Origin of the sequence: Streptomyces sp. NPDC049887 (assembly GCF_040656535.1) — a bacterium.
Lineage (GTDB): Bacteria > Actinomycetota > Actinomycetes > Streptomycetales > Streptomycetaceae > Streptomyces.
The window spans coordinates 68,390-82,203 of the sequence record NZ_JBFAMM010000023.1 but is presented as its reverse complement, the minus strand read 5'-3'; the positions used below and the strand labels follow the sequence as shown (position 1 = coordinate 82,203).

Annotated in this window: 11 protein-coding genes; 3 read left to right on the top strand and 8 right to left on the bottom strand. The window is 71.5% G+C overall.

What is annotated here, in order from left to right; all coding sequences use genetic code 11:
- Nucleotides 1–62: 62 nt before the first annotated feature.
- From AB0J10_RS25330 to AB0J10_RS25320, 3 genes are all read right to left on the bottom strand, one after another.
- A complete protein-coding gene (locus AB0J10_RS25330) occupies nucleotides 63–581 on the bottom strand; it encodes a DoxX family membrane protein (protein ID WP_363064750.1) in 519 nt (172 codons plus the stop codon).
- Nucleotides 582–671: 90 nt separating this feature from the next.
- Nucleotides 672–1,886: a hypothetical protein gene (locus AB0J10_RS25325; protein WP_363064785.1), complete on the bottom strand. Its 1,215-nt coding sequence runs from the start codon at nucleotides 1,884–1,886 to the stop codon at nucleotides 672–674.
- A 161-nt stretch (nucleotides 1,887–2,047) separates the two neighbouring features.
- Complete coding sequence (locus AB0J10_RS25320) at nucleotides 2,048–2,842, bottom strand: class II aldolase/adducin family protein (protein ID WP_363064749.1); 795 nt, start codon at nucleotides 2,840–2,842, stop codon at nucleotides 2,048–2,050.
- Between the two features lie 76 nt (nucleotides 2,843–2,918).
- Between AB0J10_RS25320 and AB0J10_RS25315 the strand changes: the two genes are divergently transcribed.
- Nucleotides 2,919–3,362 carry a cupin domain-containing protein gene (locus AB0J10_RS25315; protein WP_363064748.1) on the top strand — a complete coding sequence of 148 codons (444 nt, stop codon included), beginning with the start codon at nucleotides 2,919–2,921 and terminating at the stop codon, nucleotides 3,360–3,362.
- A gap of 32 nt (nucleotides 3,363–3,394) precedes the next feature.
- Here the strand turns inward: AB0J10_RS25315 and AB0J10_RS25310 are convergent, their stop codons facing one another.
- Nucleotides 3,395–3,976 carry a Uma2 family endonuclease gene (locus tag AB0J10_RS25310; protein WP_363064747.1) on the bottom strand — a complete coding sequence of 194 codons (582 nt, stop codon included), beginning with the start codon at nucleotides 3,974–3,976 and terminating at the stop codon, nucleotides 3,395–3,397.
- A 114-nt stretch (nucleotides 3,977–4,090) separates the two neighbouring features.
- The gene (gene guaA / locus AB0J10_RS25305; RefSeq protein ID WP_363064746.1) at nucleotides 4,091–5,698 is read right to left on the bottom strand and encodes a glutamine-hydrolyzing GMP synthase; all 1,608 of its coding nucleotides are present in this window, start codon (nucleotides 5,696–5,698) and stop codon (nucleotides 4,091–4,093) included.
- A gap of 307 nt (nucleotides 5,699–6,005) precedes the next feature.
- Here guaA and AB0J10_RS25300 point away from each other — a divergent pair, with 307 nt between their 5' ends.
- Both AB0J10_RS25300 and AB0J10_RS25295 read left to right on the top strand, forming a co-directional pair.
- Nucleotides 6,006–6,302 carry a chorismate mutase gene (locus AB0J10_RS25300; protein ID WP_363064745.1) on the top strand — a complete coding sequence of 99 codons (297 nt, stop codon included), beginning with the start codon at nucleotides 6,006–6,008 and terminating at the stop codon, nucleotides 6,300–6,302.
- Between the two features lie 1,010 nt (nucleotides 6,303–7,312).
- The gene (locus tag AB0J10_RS25295; RefSeq protein ID WP_363064744.1) at nucleotides 7,313–8,389 is read left to right on the top strand and encodes an LPXTG cell wall anchor domain-containing protein; all 1,077 of its coding nucleotides are present in this window, start codon (nucleotides 7,313–7,315) and stop codon (nucleotides 8,387–8,389) included.
- A gap of 98 nt (nucleotides 8,390–8,487) precedes the next feature.
- Here AB0J10_RS25295 and AB0J10_RS25290 read toward each other — a convergent pair whose 3' ends face one another.
- The 3 genes from AB0J10_RS25290 to AB0J10_RS25280 all read right to left on the bottom strand — a co-directional run bounded on the left by AB0J10_RS25290 (nucleotide 8,488) and on the right by AB0J10_RS25280 (nucleotide 13,811).
- Nucleotides 8,488–10,326 carry a GMC family oxidoreductase gene (locus tag AB0J10_RS25290; RefSeq protein WP_363064743.1) on the bottom strand — a complete coding sequence of 613 codons (1,839 nt, stop codon included), beginning with the start codon at nucleotides 10,324–10,326 and terminating at the stop codon, nucleotides 8,488–8,490.
- Between the two features lie 40 nt (nucleotides 10,327–10,366).
- Nucleotides 10,367–11,995, bottom strand: a complete 1,629-nt coding sequence (locus tag AB0J10_RS25285; protein WP_363064742.1) for a succinic semialdehyde dehydrogenase — start codon at nucleotides 11,993–11,995, stop codon at nucleotides 10,367–10,369.
- A 232-nt stretch (nucleotides 11,996–12,227) separates the two neighbouring features.
- Nucleotides 12,228–13,811, bottom strand: coding sequence for a serine/threonine-protein kinase (locus AB0J10_RS25280; protein ID WP_363064741.1), 1,584 nt, complete (start codon nucleotides 13,809–13,811; stop codon nucleotides 12,228–12,230).
- Nucleotides 13,812–13,814 lie beyond the last annotated feature (3 nt).

The window sequence follows — 13,814 nt, the reverse complement described above, 5'->3', positions numbered from 1 at the left end:
TTCACTGCTCTTCCGGTGATGACCGGCGGCCTCTTCCTCGCCGCCGTCACCGCCTTGGTCCACTACCGGCTGCGCCGGCGCCGTTCAGCGATCGCCGCGTCCAGCGAGAACACGGAGGCGCCGGCGAGCACCAGCGGCAGCCAGGCCACCAGGTAGGCCAGATCGTTCCCGTAGTAGTACGGCTCGGTCTGCCAGCTGACGGTCAGCCACAGGCTCAGCGAGATCAGCGCTCCGCCCAGCGCGGCCAGCCGCGCGAGCAGTCCCAGCAGGGTGCCGACGCCGACTGCCAGTTCACAGAAGGCCATCGCGTAGCCGAAGCCCTCGGGGCTCTTCAGGGCGACGTCCACGAGGGCGGGCACCGCGGAGCTGTTCCGCACGGTGCTCATCAGCTCTCCGATGGAACCGGTCCCGGTCGCGGAGAGGAACGCGCTGTCGAAGAGTTTGTCCAGTCCCGCGTAGATGAAGGTCACTCCGAGGAACAGCCGCAGCGGCAGCAGCGAGTAGCGCGCCGCGCGTTCCTTCCAGTTGGTGCTCACGTCGTCGGTCGCGTACGTCGCCGTCGTCCGGTACACATGCGTCATCGTCGCCTCCGTGTCTCACCCGGCTGGGACGATTGTCCCCACGTCCCGCCCCCGTGAATACGGGGGCGACGGCCGTACGGCTCAGCCCGGTCAGTCCACGACGTCGACGGCCAGCCGGTTCGACTCTGCACCCGCCGCCGTCACGACCTGCACCTCGACCCTTCCGGGCTCGACCTCGGCCGGCACCGGGACCGTGATGCTCGTATCACTGGGGCTGGTGAATCCGCCGGGAACCGGGACCAGCGGCACATGGACGTGGACCGCGCCGATCCGGACGGTCATCAGGGCGAGCCGGTCGGGGCTCCCGGCGCCCGGCGGCACGAAGCCGGCTCCGCGGATCTCGATGTCGTCGCCGATGCGGACGGGTCCGTCGAGGCCGCCGGGCTCCCTGGCACGGACGACGGACAGGACGACCGGGCGGCCGCCCTCCGCGTACTTCCCGGCGAGGTAGACCCCCGCCGAGACCAGGACCAGCACGGTCAGGCCCCACGGCAGCTCCGGCAGCCGGTCGGGCCGGCGGGCCAGCAGCACCGTCGCGCAGACGAGGGCGACCCCGCCGACGAGGACGTACTGCGCGTCGGGGAAGCTGCCGCGGCCCGCGTCGTCGCACACCAGGTCCGCGGGCCGGGGCCGGTCCGCCGTCACCTTCTGGAGCCGCTGGGTGATGATGCGGACGGCGACGACACGGCGCACGACGACGGCGATCAGGGAAACGGCGGCAGTGATCGTGAGCAGTCCGGCGCCCTGGGCGAGGCCGAGTCCGGCGGGGGCCGACGCGGCGAGCCGGAACGCCAGGAACAGCACGGCGTAGGCGGCGAACAGCACCCACACGGCGGCCACCGCCCGCGAGGTCGACAGCCGGTTGTCCTCGCCGACGAGCGGTGCGAGCAGTCCGCCGTGCGCCCGGTGGAGCCGGGCCGCCGCGGTGAGCAGCGCGGCCAGGCAGACGGCGGCGGCGAGGCCGGCGGTGCGGGCCACGGTCCAGCCGGAGCCGATCGCGGTCACGGCCTGGACAAGGAGGAGCAGCAGGACCCAGCCCCACAGCACCAGCAGGGTGCGCCGCCAGACGCGGGTGAGCCACGACTCCCCGGCGGCTCGGCTGCGCTCGGCGAGCGACCGGGCCGACTCGGTCAGCTCGTCGGAGATCCACTGACGGGTGCCGCCCGGGGAGGAGGCGACCTGAGTGGGCAGCCCGCGCCCCCCGGCGAGTTCGTCGCGCCTGGCCAGGAACCGGGCGACGGCCCTCCGGTGGCCCTCACGCCTGCCGTGCGGGCAGTCGCCGCAGGTGCAGCCACCGCCGTGCACGCTCTGTCCCGCTTCCTGCACCGCCACGGCGACGCACCCTTCCCCGGTAGGCAGCTTCGGCAACTACCCCGTGATCCCAAGGAATTGTGCCGTACGGGCGAGGCTGCGCGCGCGTCGGGAGGCCGGCGCGAGGGTGATTTGCGCACGATCGAATTGACGTACTACGACATGAGTTCGGGTTCTGCGGCGACGATCCGACGCCACATGGGCTGGTAGCTGATCCATGCGACGAGATCGCCGCCGAGCTGCTCACGGGTGGCGACCGCGTCGCGGTGGTCGATGAGCACCGGCTTCCCGGCGGCCCGGGCGCTCAGCTGCACCTGCGCGCAGCGCTCCATGGAGACGAACCACCAGGCGGCCGCGTCGACCGAGTTCCCGACCGTCAGGAGCCCGTGATTGCGCAGGATGACGGCCTTGTGGGGGCCGAGGGCGGCAGCGATGCGGCTGCCCTCCTCCGCGTCGACGGCCACGCCCGTGTAGGCGTCGAACAGTGCGTGGTCCTGGTAGAAGGCGCACGCCTCCTGGGTGATCGGGTCCAGCAGTTCGCCTAGCGAGGCCAGCGCGCGGCCGTGGACGGAGTGGGCGTGCACCACGGCGACGGTCTCGGGCCGCGCCCGGTGCACCGCGGCGTGCACGGCGAACGCCGCCTGGTTGACGTGCCGGGAGCCGAGGACGACCTGTCCGTCGCCGTTGACCAGAATCAGCCGGCCGGCCGTCATCGTGGCGAACGGCTCCCCGAACGGGTTGACCCAGAAGCGGTCCGGCGCCTCCGGGTCGCGCACGCTGATGTGCCCGGCGACGCCCTCCTCGTACCCGAACCGGGCGAACAGCCGCAACGCTCCGGCCAGCCGCTGTTTCCGGTGCACGCGTTCATCCGCCGCGGACTCGTGCACCGGCGGCATGGCGAAGTGCAGCCGCTCGACGGGTACCGGCTCCGGCACCTGCATGTCGGTCATGGCGCGGAAGGTACCTCCGGATGCGCCAACTGGCCATATACGGCAAGCCTTGACCGGGACCGGTGACAATGGGCACATGACCGCACCGGCTTCCCCACTCGTCGAGCTCCTCGGGCTGGAACCGCACGTCGAAGGCGGATGGTTCCGTGAGACCTGGCGCACGACGGGCTCCACCACTCCGCCCGGATATCCCGGCGAGCGCGCCTACGCCACCGGGATCTACTTCCTGCTCCACCCCGGCGAACGCTCCCGCCCGCACCGGGTCCGCTCCGACGAGGTGTGGCTCTGGCACCGCGGCGGCCCGCTGCGGCTGCACCTGGCCGGCACCGGCGACAAGCCGGACGCCACCGGCACGACCCTGGTCCTGGGGCCCTCCGTCGAGTCGGGCGAGCGGCCCCAGCTCCTCGTCCCGGCCGGCACCTGGCAGTCCGCCGAGCCGGCGGGCGACGAGCCGGTCCTGGTGACCTGCGTGGTGGCGCCCGGCTTCCACTACGAGGACTTCACGCTGGAGGCGGGGTGAGGGGCGGGCGCGCCCCGGGGTGAAGTCCGGGCTCAGAGCCGGTCGATGCCGGCCAGGTCGATGTCGATGTCGAAGGGGACGGAGACCTTGAGCCGGTCGCGGAACGTGCCGCCCGGCACATAGACGCGCGACTCCGTGTCGAGGTCGAAGACATGGACGACCGGCTGCTCGTCGGCGGCCATCTCGACGCGCCAGAAGTACGGGATGCCCGCGCCCGCGTACTTGTGCGGCTTGGTGTCGGTGTCGCGCGCCTCGGAGTCCGGCGAGACCACCTCGACCGCCAGCAGGACGTCCCTGACCTGGAAGTAGGTCTGCTCCCGGCTCCGCGCGGCGGCGGCACGGACGACGGAGACGTCCGGCTCGGGGCCGTTGCGCTTGTCGATCACAACGGTCATCTCTCGACGGACCTTCAGTTCCGGCGGCACCGTACTCCGCAGCCCGTGCACCAACAGGTCGATGACAATGCTGTGGAAATCCCGCTGCGGACTCACGAAGACCAGGCTCCCGTCGATCAGCTCGGTATGCGGCGGGAGGTCGGGCAGGGTGAGCAGGTCGTCCACGGTGTAGCCCTCTCGCGGCGGCACCGGCCAGTGGTGCGAGATCTCTGCGCTCATGAGTGCTCCCATGGACATGAGTCTGGTGCGTACGATCAGACTACCCACCGTGAACAACGACGCCGCCACCCAAACGTATGAGCGACGGCGTCGGTGTTGACCAGGGAGCGGGGGTCACTCCCACTCGATGGTGCCCGGCGGCTTCGACGTCACGTCGAGGACGACGCGGTTCACGTCGGCGACCTCGTTGGTGATGCGGGTCGAGATCTTCGCCAGGACGTCGTACGGCATGCGCGTCCAGTCCGCCGTCATCGCGTCCTCGGACGAGACCGGGCGGAGCACGATCGGGTGACCGTAGGTGCGGCCGTCGCCCTGGACGCCGACGGAGCGGACGTCGGCGAGCAGGACCACCGGGCACTGCCAGATGTCGCGGTCGAGACCGGCGGCGGTCAGCTCCTCGCGGGCGATGGCGTCGGCCTCGCGCAGCAGGTCCAGGCGCTCCCTGGTGACCTCGCCGACGATACGGATACCGAGACCGGGGCCCGGGAAGGGCTGGCGCTGGACGATCTCCTCCGGCAGGCCCAGCTCCTGGCCGACCATCCGGACCTCGTCCTTGAACAGCTTCCGCAGCGGCTCGATCAGCTCGAACTCGAGGTCCTCGGGGAGGCCGCCGACGTTGTGGTGCGACTTGATGTTCGCCGTGCCCGTGCCGCCGCCGGACTCCACCACGTCCGGGTAGAGCGTGCCCTGGACCAGGAACTGCACCGGCTGCTCACCGTGCTCGCCCGCGGCCTCGGCGACGATCTCGGCCTGCGCCTGCTCGAAGACCCGGATGAACTCCCTACCGATGATCTTCCGCTTCTCCTCGGGGTCGGAGACCCCGGCGAGCGCGTCGAGGAAGCGCTGCTCGGCGTCGACGACCTTCAGGGAGACGCCGGTCGCGGCGACGAAGTCCTTCTCGACCTGCTCGGTCTCGCCCTTGCGCATCAGGCCGTGGTCGACGTACACGCAGGTCAGCTGGGAGCCGATGGCCTTCTGCACGAGCGCGGCCGCGACGGCGGAGTCGACGCCGCCGGACAGTCCGCAGATGGCGCGCTTGTCGCCGACCTGCTCACGGATCGCGGCGACCTGCTCCTCGATCACGTTGCCGGTCGTCCACGTCGGCTCGATGCCCGCGCCGCGGTAGAGGAAGTGCTCCAGGACCTGCTGGCCGTACGTCGAGTGCATCACCTCGGGGTGGTGCTGGACGCCGTAGAGCTTCTTCTCGTCGTTCTCGAACGCGGCCACCGGCACGACGGCCGTCGAGGCGGTGACGGTGAAGCCCTCGGGGGCCGCGGAGCAGGCGTCGCCGTGCGACATCCAGACCTGCTGCTCGGCCGGGGTGCCCTCGAAGAGGGTCGAACCGGCCTTGCTGACGTGCAGGTCGGTGCGGCCGTACTCACGGGCGCCGGAGTTGTCGACGGTGCCGCCGAGCGTCTGTGCCATCAGCTGGAACCCGTAGCACATGCCGAAGACGGGGACCCCGGCCTCGAACAGCGCTCGGTCGAGGCGCGGGGCACCCTCCGCGTACACGGAGGACGGGCCGCCGGAGAGGATGATCGCCGCGGGCTTCCTGGCCAGCATCTCCGACACCGGCATGGTGGACGGGACGATCTCGCTGTAGACCCGCGCCTCGCGGACGCGGCGGGCGATGAGCTGGGCGTACTGCGCGCCGAAGTCGACAACGAGGACCACGTCCGGGTTGGTGACGTCGGGCGCGGCAGCGGGGGACGCAGATGACACTACGGCGGCCTTCCGGCGGTGGGTGGAGGGGGCTCTGTCAGTCGATTCTACCGGCGCCGCGACACCGCTCTTCGTCTCACCATCCGAACCCGTATTGGCCCCGGCGGGGGCCGTGGGGTCATACTGACCACCATGCGCAAGCACTCGACCTTCGTCTTTACCTATGGCACCCGGCCCGCCGGCTGCCATGGTCGTGCTGCTTGAGCAACTGACAAGCGACTTCCCAGGCGCCCCGGGCCGACAAGGCCCGGGGCGTCCTGTCGTTTCCGGGCCCGGTCGGTACAGGGCCTGCACCAAAGGAGCCCCCGTGCCCGCCACCGACACCGCAGCCCGTCCCGACACCGGCGCCCGCACCGACGAGGCCGCGGGCCTGATCAGCGGCGCCCGCGACCGCATCGACTCCCTCGACGACCGGATCATCGGGCTGATCCAGGAACGGATGGCCGTCTCGGCCGTCATCCAGGAGGCCCGGATCGCCTCCGGGGGCCGCCGGGTGAACCTCTCGCGCGAGATGGAGGTGCTCGGTCACTACCGGGAGGCGCTCGGCAAGCCGGGGACAGCGCTGGCGATGACGCTGCTGGAGCTGTGCCGGGGCCGCGTCTGAGGGGTCCCTCGCGCGCCCGTGGTTCGAGGGGTGTGCGCGGTTCCCATGGCCCGGGGGGTGCGCGGCGGCACGGCGGGGCGCCGGACGTACCGTGCGCACCCGCCGTGCCGCCGCGCTCTTCTGCCGCACGCCGTACGCACATCCGTACGGGCACGCTCTCACCCGTACGGCCCGTGACCGGTCCCGGAGCGCTTCGTTGGTACCGATGTCCGTGCCAGCCAGGGGCGGCCCCGAAGGAAAGATCCACGCGTGGCCCCGCTGGGGCGTGTGACGTACCGCGAGGTACGTCGTGGGACCTCGCCCCGGCGCGCGTGACCGGTCGGCAGGGGACAGCAGCCCGGTCACCCCAAGGCGGCCGGTTCCGGGGACGCCCGGAACCGGCCGCATCCGGCCGAGCCGGTTGTCCGCTCGCGCGACCGCCCGCCACGAACCGGCCCCTCCCGGACCGCACCACGCACCGGCCACCCCGCCGCGGCACCACCCGCCACGGGACCTCGGCCAGCGCCGTCGGGCCACTGCCGGACCGGGCGATACGGCTCCGGCCGTGCGGTCCGGCTGCCCCGCCCCGGACTCCGCCTCTCGGTACCGACGCGGCCCCGACGCCTGCGCCGAGAGCAGAGGGCCCCGCGGAAACGCTTCCGCGGGGCCCTTCCTGATGGGTTTCGTGCAGCGTGCGGCGGCCTGGGTCAGCCGTTCGCCGAGCGCCGGCGGCGCATGGTGAGCGAAGAGCACTCCGCCGGCGGCCAGGGCCACACGGCGGGGTGGAGGCCGGTTCCGGGAACGCCGCGCGGAGCGGGACACCTCGCGACCGCCATACGCCCGCGGCAATGTGTCGGGCGTCACATAAATTCTGTGTGAGTTCCCATGCAACCAATTGCACTGATCACAGGTCATGCATGCGGAACCAATGGCCACACCCGTACCCCCATAGCCGGGAGGGCCCCCAGACTCGTGCCGCGTGACGCGGCACGCCGGACTTCACTGAGGTCTTGATGAAGCTTCGCCGCGCTATGGCTGTCGCAGCCGCGACCGCTGTCATAGCCCCTGCCGCCTTCCTGGCGGCGCCGGCCGCGTACGCAACGACGGGTGGCACCAGCAGCACCACGTCCGGCTCGACCGGTGAGTCGGAGACCCCGAACGCCGACGAGACCCCGGTCACGCCGGACACCCCCGCGGAGGAGACCCCCGCGGATGAGACTCCGGCGGAGGAGACCAAGCCGGGCGAGGAGACCTCTGCGGAGGAGACCAAGCCGGGCGAGGAGACCAAGCCGGCCGAGGAGACCAAGCCGGGCGACGGCACCAAGCCGGCCGAGGACACCAAGCCGGCCGAGGAGACCAAGCCGGGCGACGACGAGGACCCCGAGGAGGGCGTCTTCGAGGAGTGCCCGGTCGACGAGGAGGGCAACGACCTCGACGGGCATCTGGAGCTGGCCGTCAAGGGCCTGCCCGGCAAGATCGTCGCGGGCAGCGGCTGGCACGAGTTCTCGCTGCGCGCCACCAACAACTCCGACAAGGCTCTCGGCACCGTCCAGTGGGCGCTCTTCGTCGACAACGACTTCTCCTTCGAGAGCGAGGACGAGAAGGACTGGCTGAGCACCTACACCCAGCTCCAGTACAAGGACGAGAACGGCAAGTGGGACCAGCTGCCGGAGGAGTTCGGCAACGGCGCCTACTTCGGTGAGACCGAGCTCGACGCCAAGGCCTTCGTGGACCTGAAGCTGCGCCTGAACATCTCGTCGAAGGCGCCGGCCGGCGATGCCTACTCGATCGGCTTCGGCGGCTACGTGGACTCCGAGAAGAACTGCATGCACGGCACCTTCTCGGACTGGTTCTTCACCGTCCTGTCCCCGGGCAGCGACAACGAGGAGCCGGGCGAGGCCAAGCCGGGCGACGGCAAGGACCAGGACCCCAAGCCGAACCCGAAGCCCCAGGGCGGGCTCAAGGAGATCCCCGTCACCGGCAGCCTGGCCGAGACCGGTTCCTCCTCCGTGCTCCCGGCCATCGGCATCGCCGGCGGTGTCGCCCTCGTCGCCGGCGCCGGTGTCGTCTTCGCGATGAAGCGCCGCAAGGGCGACGCCGTCGCGTAACGCACCGCACCGAGCAAGAGAGGCGCTGCACTCGGAGGGGGGTGCAGCGCCTCTCTCATGTCCGGTCGCACGGCCTGGGCCGGAGGGCCCCGGCGGGTTCAGGACGACTTCGGCGGGACTGCCGGCATGCCCAGGAACGGCAGGTTCAGGGCTCCGAAGGCGTCCGCCGGGACGGCGGGGGCCTTAGGAGCGACGGGAGCCAGGCGTTCGTAGGCGACGCCCTGTTCGGGGCGCGGGTCCGTCTCCCCCTTGTTGGGCCAGAGGGACATCGCCCGCTCGGCCTGGGCCGTGATCGTCAGGGACGGGTTCACGCCCAGGTTCGCGGACACCGAGGCGCCGTCGACGACCGAGATGCCGGGGTGACCGTACAGGCGGTGGTACGGATCGATGACGCCGGTCTCCGCCGAGGCGCCGATGGGACAGCCGCCGAGGAAGTGGGCGGTGAGCGGGGTGCCGATCAGCTCGCCGATGTTGGATCCGGCGAAGCCGTTGATCTCCTCGGCGAGGAGCGTCGCGGCGCGGGTCGCCTCGGGTATCTGCCCGGGGTTCGGGGCACCGTGCCCCTGGCGGGCGGTGAGCAGGCCCTTGCCGAGGCCCTTGGGCTTGCGGTAGGTCGTCAGCGAGTTGTCCAGGGACTGCATCACGAGTCCGATGATGGTCCGCTCCGACCAGCGGCGGTTGGAGAGCGCCCGGACGGTGCGCCACGGGTGCCGGGCACAGTTGGCGAGCCAGGCCAGGACGCGCCGCGAGCTGTACGGGACCTGGAGGACGGTCATCCCGCCCATGGCGTTGGAGCCCTTGCCGTACCGGACCGGCTCGATGTGGGTGGCGGCGTCCGGGTGGATCGAGGACGTGATCGCGACGCCCCGGGTGAAGTCCACCCTGTCCTTGCCGTGACGTTTGCGGTATCGCCGGTTGTCGGTCTGGGCCCCGACGATGGCCTCGGAGTTGGTGCGGGTCAGCTCGCCCAGCCGGGCGGAGAGGCGCGGCAGCAGCCCGTCGTCCTTCATCCGGTGCAGAAGGGTCTGGGTGCCGTACGTGCCGGCCGCGACGACGACCCGCCGGGCGGTGAACGTACGGCCGCCGCCCCGGCGCCGGTTGTCGCTGGGGACGGTCCCGACCTCGAAGCCGCCCCGGGAGTCCTCGCGCACGGAGACCACCGACGTCATGGGGTGGATGACGGCCCCCGCCTTCTCGGCGAGGTGGAGGTAGTTCTCGTTCAGGGTGTTCTTGGCGCCGTGACGGCAGCCCGTCATGCACTCTCCGCACTCCGTGCAGGCGCGGCGCGAGGGCCCGGCCCCGCCGAAGTACGGGTCCGGGACCTCGGCCCCGGGCTCGGCCTTCGCCGTGCCGGTGCCGCCCTCGCCGACCGCGTCCCTGCCGTCGCCGAAGAAGACGCCGACCGGGGCCATGTGGAAGGTGTCCCCGACGCCCATCGCCTGCGCGGTGGCCTTCAGGTGGACGTCCGACGGGGTCATGGTCGGGTTGAGCCGTACTCCGAGCATGCGCTTGGCCTGGTCGTAGTAGGGCCTCAGCTCGTCCTGCCAGTCCGTGATGTCCTTCCACTGCGGATCGTTGAAAAACGGCGCGGGGGGCACATAGAGGGTGTTGGCGTAGTTCAGCGAGCCACCGCCGACTCCGGCACCGGCCAGCACCATCACATTGCCCAGCAGATGGATGCGCTGGATGCCGAAGAGGCCGAGCGCCGGGGCCCAGAGGTAGTTGCGCAGGTCCCACGAGTTCTTCGGGAGGGACTCGCGGGTGAAGCGGCGGCCCGCCTCCAGGACGCCGACGCGGTATCCCTTCTCGGTGAGACGCAGCGCGGAGACCGAGCCGCCGAAGCCCGAGCCGACGACGACGACGTCGTAGTCGTACGCGGATTCCGCGTCGCTCTCGCCCTGGTCACCCGGTTTCTGGGCAGGGAAGTCCTCGGACATGGCTCTCCTCGTGGAAAAACGTGCGGGTGCTGGGGTGCTGCTAGCGCAGCCGCAGGGCCTTCATCACCTTCAGGGACGTGCTCATGAACGCCGCGTACCTCTCGTCGTCCATGCCGAAGGACGGGGCGAGCGGGATCAGCCGCTGCTGTGCCACGGTCTGGGCCTCGGTGTACTTGAGGATGCCCTCGGAGCCGTGCCGCCGGCTCAGGCCGGAGTCCTTCATGCCACCCATCGGCGACTGCACGCTGCCGTAGGCGGGGGCGTATCCCTCGTTGATGTTGACGGTGCCGGTGCGCAGCCGGGCGGCGACCGCGTGGCCGCGCCTGCCGTCCTTGGTCCAGACGCTGGAGTTGAGGCCGTACGGGGTGGCGTTGGCCTGCTCGACCACGTCGTCCTCGTCCGTGAACCGGTAGACGGAGACGACCGGGCCGAAGGTCTCCTCGGTGCAGACGGACATCGGCGCCTCGACCCCGTCGAGGATCGTCGGCTCGTAGAACAGCGGGCCGATGTCGGTGCGGTGGACGCCGCCCGCGACGAGCGTGGCGCCCTTGGCGACGGCCTCCTCGACATGCCGCTTCACCGTCTCCAGCTGGCGCTCGCCCACCAGGGAGCCCATGTCGGCTCCGTACGCGAGGGCACTTCCCAGCCGCATGGCCCTGGTACGGGCCGCGAAGCGCTCCACGAACGCGTCGGCGACCGACTCGTGCACGTACAGGCGCTCGATGGAGATGCAGAGCTGCCCGGCGGAGGAGAAGCAGGCGCGGACGGCGCCGGCCGCGGCCTTGTCGATGTCGGCGTCGTGCAGCACCAGCATGGCGTTCTTGCCGCCGAGTTCGAGGGAGACGCCGACGAGACGGGCGGCGGCGCCCTGGGCGACCTCGCGGCCGGTGCGGGTGGAACCGGTGAACGAGACGTAGTCGGCGTGCCGCACGACCTCGGGGCCGACGACCGGGCCGTCGCCCAGGACGACCTGGAAGACACCTGCCGGGAGCCCCGCCTCGATGAGCAGGTCACGGGCCCAGAGTGCGGTGAGCGCGGTCTCGGTGTCGGGCTTCATCACGACGGCGTTGCCGGAGACGAACGCGGGGAGCGCATCGCCGACCGACAGCTCCAGCGGGTAGTTCCAGGGGGCGATCTGGCCGACCACCCCGCGCGGCTGGCGCAGTTCGGTGGTCTTGGTGAGGACCGGGACGACACCGGTGTGCCGCTTGGGCCTCAGATAGGAAGGCGCCTTCCGGCCGTAGTGGCGGGCGGCCACGGCGACGGCCAGGACCTCCTCGTGGGCGTGCAGACGGGCCTTGCCGGTCTCCAGCTGGATGAGGTCCAGCACCTCGGCCTGGCGCTCCAGGACCAGGTCGTGGAAGCGCAGCAGCACGGCGGCACGGGCGCGCGGGGAGGTCGCCGCCCAGGCGGGCTGGGCGGCCCGGGCACGGGCGAAGGCGTCGGCCACGTCCTCGGGGGTGGACTCGGGCAGGTCTGCCAGCTTCTCCCCGGTGAACGGGGTGTGGTTGGCGGTACGGCCGGAGCCGACGACGCCTCGGGTGAGCTGGGCGACCACCTCGGGGGTGACCACGTCGGCGGCGGTGCGCGCGCCGGCCGGGGAGGCGGCGGCGGGGTTGGTGCCGAGGGCGCCGGTGTGCTGGGCGGCGGGGGCCTGCGAGTCCGTCATGGGGGCGAGAGTATGACGCAATCATGACTTTGGGTACCCGTCGGTAACAGCTTTTCGCCAGGTCCACACATCGCGCCAGTGATCACTGGCAGATAAGCCCTGATCAGGGGGTTGTCACGCCGCGCGCCTCCACATCTGGCCGATCCGGGGCGGCGGCGGGGCTTCGCGTTGCACCCGTCCCCGTCGTGGCCCGCTTCCTGGCGGAGTCGAGCGATGCAGAGCCGCGGCAGAGTCAGCTCGCCGAGGGCTGGAAGCTCTGCACCATCCTGTGGAAGCGCTGCCGGGTCGTGGCCCACTCCTCCGCCGGGCTGGACATGTAGAGCGCGTACTCGGTGCCGTCGTCGCCGTAGTAGACCTGGTCGATGGCGCGCCGCTCCCCCGCGTTGTTCCTGGTCTCGGTCCAGGTGAACTCCCACAGCGCGGAATTCTCCTGGTCCCGGAAGGTGTTCTGGTCCAGCCGCACCCGCTTGTACTCCGGCAGCCGCGTCCTGACGGTCTTCTCGACGTCGAGCATGTGCATGTACGGGTTCTCGAAGTCGGGCGTCGGGTCGATGCTGATGCGGATGAGCCGGCGCCCGTCGTCGGGCGTGTAGTCGATCTGGTCGCCGTCCCTCTGGCGCGTCCAGCCCTCGGGTACGAGCAGGCTGAAGCCCTCGGGGTCCCGTACCCGCTGCCACTTCTCCCCGTCCTCGGGCTTCGGAGCGGAACCCGGGGCCGAGGCGGGGGATCCGGCGTCGTCGGTGGCGGGGCTCCCGCCACCGGTTCCGTACTGCAGGGCGAGGAATCCGGCGGCGCCCCCCGCCACGGCGGCGAGGAGGGCCACGACCAGCGCCCGACGCCAGACGCCGGAACGTTTCGCCACGGAGGCGGCGGGAGCCGGGGCGGGCGTCGGCCCGGCGAGCAGCGCGGTCGCCGCCCGGCGGGCCTCCGGATCGACTGTCCGGGTCGGCACATACGCCTGCGCCGCTCGGGGCCGACGCCCCTCCATCGCCTCCAGCAGCATCCGCTCGGCCTCGTCGGCCGGCGGCCGCTGGTCGGGCTCCTTGCGCAGCAGTGCGGAGATGACGGGCTCCAGCGCTCCGGCGTGCGGGGCGGGCGGGTGTTCCTCGGTCACCACGGCCTGCATCGTGGACAGCGGTGACGTGCGCCTGAACGGCGAGTTCCCCTCCACCGCCGAGTAGAGGGTGGCGCCCAGGGACCACAGGTCGGAGGCCGACCCGGGGTCGCCGCCCCGGACCCGCTCGGGGGCCAGGTAGTCGATGGATCCGACGAGTTCACCGGTCCTGGTGATGGTCGAGTCGCCCTCGATCGCCGCGATCCCGAAGTCAGTGAGGAGGACCCGCCCGTCGGAGGCGAGCAGCACGTTGCCGGGCTTGACGTCGCGGTGCAGCACCCCGGCGGCGTGCGCGGCGCGCAGGGCCCCGAGGACGTGCAGCCCGATCCGGGCTGCCTCGGCCGGCTCGATACGGCCGGACTCCTTGGCCGCGTCGGCGAGTGACGGCCCGTCGACGTACTGCATCACGATCCACGGCCGGCCGTCGTACTCCAGTACGTCGTGGACGGTGACAACGTTGGGGTGGCTGATCCGGGCGGCGGCGCGGGCCTCCTTCTGGGTGCGCGCGTGCAGGACCGTGCGGTCCGCCTCGGACACGTACAGACCGGCGGTCAGTTCCTTGACGGCGACCGTCCGGTGGAGGACTTCGTCCTGCGCGCGCCAGACCTTGCCCATGCCTCCGCGGCCGATGCTCTCGGTCAGTCGGTACCGGCCTGCCAGCAGGAGTCCCGCTGCCGTACCCGCGCTCTGTGCGTGTTCCACGTG

Bases quoted from the DNA above. Each gene is read 5' to 3' on its own strand.
- AB0J10_RS25315 (WP_363064748.1), top strand. From the start codon at position 2,919: ATGACCGCACCGGCTTCCCCACTCGTCGAGCTCCTCGGGCTGGAACCG.
- AB0J10_RS25330 (WP_363064750.1), bottom strand. From the start codon at position 581: ATGACGCATGTGTACCGGACGACGGCGACGTACGCGACCGACGACGTG.
- AB0J10_RS25320 (WP_363064749.1), bottom strand. From the start codon at position 2,842: ATGACCGACATGCAGGTGCCGGAGCCGGTACCCGTCGAGCGGCTGCAC.
- AB0J10_RS25310 (WP_363064747.1), bottom strand. From the start codon at position 3,976: ATGAGCGCAGAGATCTCGCACCACTGGCCGGTGCCGCCGCGAGAGGGC.
- AB0J10_RS25285 (WP_363064742.1), bottom strand. From the start codon at position 11,995: ATGACGGACTCGCAGGCCCCCGCCGCCCAGCACACCGGCGCCCTCGGC.
- AB0J10_RS25290 (WP_363064743.1), bottom strand. From the start codon at position 10,326: ATGTCCGAGGACTTCCCTGCCCAGAAACCGGGTGACCAGGGCGAGAGC.
- AB0J10_RS25295 (WP_363064744.1), top strand. From the start codon at position 7,313: ATGGCTGTCGCAGCCGCGACCGCTGTCATAGCCCCTGCCGCCTTCCTG.